The organism is Herbidospora mongoliensis (assembly GCF_001570545.1).
Taxonomy (GTDB): domain Bacteria; phylum Actinomycetota; class Actinomycetes; order Streptosporangiales; family Streptosporangiaceae; genus Herbidospora; species Herbidospora mongoliensis.
The window spans coordinates 1-1,878 of the sequence record NZ_BBXD01000001.1 but is presented as its reverse complement, the minus strand read 5'-3'; the positions used below and the strand labels follow the sequence as shown (position 1 = coordinate 1,878).

The window sequence follows — 1,878 nt, the reverse complement described above, 5'->3', positions numbered from 1 at the left end:
CCATAACTCGTCGCTGATCTCCCACGGCTTCTGCCGTGCCATGTTTGCCCTCCCGCTGCCGCCTCAGCGAGAGATCAAAACACAACGGAGCTCATTCTGTTAGGAGCTCTTAACGGCACTGTACGTCCACATCGATGACCGGCTGAAGACCCGGCGACGACGGGGACGTCCGCCCCGGCTCACCGATGCCGAACTGCTCACCCTGGCGGTGGCCCAAGCCGTCCTCGGGTTCCACGGCGAAGCTCGCTGGCTGCGTTTCGCCCACGCCCACCTGCGCGGCATGTTCCCCTACCTGCCTCAGCGGCCGGGCTACAACAAACGCCTACGCGCGGCGTTGCCGCTGGCCAAGCAGATGATCCGGTCACTGGCCGCCGACACCGACCTGTGGCCCGACCGGTGCTGGATCGTGGACTCCACCCCCGTGGAGTGCGCACGCTCGCGGCCCGCCGTCCTGCGCTCGAACCTGGCCGGCTGGGCGAGCTACGGCTACTGCCACTCCCATTCCCGCTTCTACTGGGGACTGAAGCTCCATCTGATCTGCACCCCGGCCGGGCTGCCCATCACCTGGGCCCTGGCCGACCCCAAGGTCGACGAACGCCAGGTGCTGATGGCCCTCTGCGACCTGGAACCCGGCCTGCTCGCCGCCCGGCCCGGGCTGCTGATCCTGGCCGACAAGGGCTACATCGCCGCCGAGCTCGATCATTTCCTGGCCGCCCGCGGGGTCAGCCTGCTGCGACCCTCCTACCGCAACCGCGGCACACCCCGCCCGGGAGAATCCCTGCTCAAGACGGTCCGGCAACTGATCGAGTCCGTCAACGACACCCTCAAAGGCCAGCTCGGCCTTGAACAGCACGGCGGCCGGACCATCGAAGGCGTCGGCATCCGGGTGGCTCAGCGGATCTTGGCGCTCACGTGCGCGATCTGGCACAACCGGTCTACAGGAGCGCCGGTCGCCAGATCATTGATCGCTTACGACCACTGAGCCATTCGGAACTACTCGTCTAGACGTCCTGTACACCGACCACCTGATCGACGAACCCGCACCTGGCCGCTACCGGCTGCACGACCTGCTCCGCGTCTACACTCACGCCCTCACCACCGACCACGATCCCGCCCAGGACCGCGATCAGGCCACCGACCGGCTGCTGAACTACTACCTGCACACCGCCCAAACCGCCGACCACCACCTGAACCTCTACACCCGTCCCGGCCTGTCACCGGCCACCACGGCACCTGCGGCCGCACCGGCCTTACCTGACCGCTCTGCCGCTCTGGTGTGGATGCGCACCGACAACGCCAACCTGCTGGCCTGCCTCGCCCACGCCACTGCCCAGGACCGGCACCAGCACATCCTCGGGCTTACCGCCGCCATGGCCGCGTTCCTCCTCCGTGACGGCCCTTGGCAGCAGGCCGCCACCCTTCACCAGACCGCCGCCACCACCGCACACCGCCACAACGACCGAACCGCCGAGGCCAACGCCCTCCATGAGTTGGGCCGCGTCCGGCACCTGACCGGGGATTATGCGCAGGCCGCCGAGCTGCATGAGCGGGCGCTGACGCTCTACCAAGACCTCGGCAACCGTCACGGTGAGGCCAACACCCTCCATGATCTGGGCCGCGTCCGGCACCTGACCGACGATTATGCGCAGGCCGCCGAGCTGCATGAGCGGGCGCTGACGCTCTACCAAGACCTCGGCAACCGTCACGGTGAGGCCAACACCCTCTGGGATCTGGGCCGCGTCCGGCACCTGACCGGGGACTTTGCGGAGGCGGCCGAGCTGTTGGAACGGGCGCTGAACTTGTTTCGTCAGGTCGGGGACCTTCAAGGCGAGGCCGAGGTGCTCAACAGCAAAGGTGCATTGCTGGCCGAGTCCGCTA

Annotated in this window: 3 protein-coding genes; 2 read left to right on the top strand and 1 reads right to left on the bottom strand. The window is 67.5% G+C overall.

Features of this window, described 5'->3' with window-relative positions; genetic code table 11:
- Positions 1-118: 118 nt before the first annotated feature.
- Positions 119-982, top strand: coding sequence for an IS982 family transposase (locus AW272_RS00015; protein ID WP_066359802.1), 864 nt, complete (start codon positions 119-121; stop codon positions 980-982).
- A 19-nt stretch (positions 983-1,001) separates the two neighbouring features.
- Here the strand turns inward: AW272_RS00015 and AW272_RS00010 are convergent, their stop codons facing one another.
- A complete protein-coding gene (locus AW272_RS00010; RefSeq protein WP_157518043.1) occupies positions 1,002-1,184 on the bottom strand; it encodes a hypothetical protein in 183 nt (60 codons plus the stop codon).
- 186 nt (positions 1,185-1,370) lie between these two features.
- Here AW272_RS00010 and AW272_RS00005 point away from each other — a divergent pair.
- Positions 1,371-1,878, top strand: a 508-nt coding sequence (locus AW272_RS00005; protein ID WP_439649129.1) for a tetratricopeptide repeat protein, incomplete at its 3' end; no start/stop codon positions are given.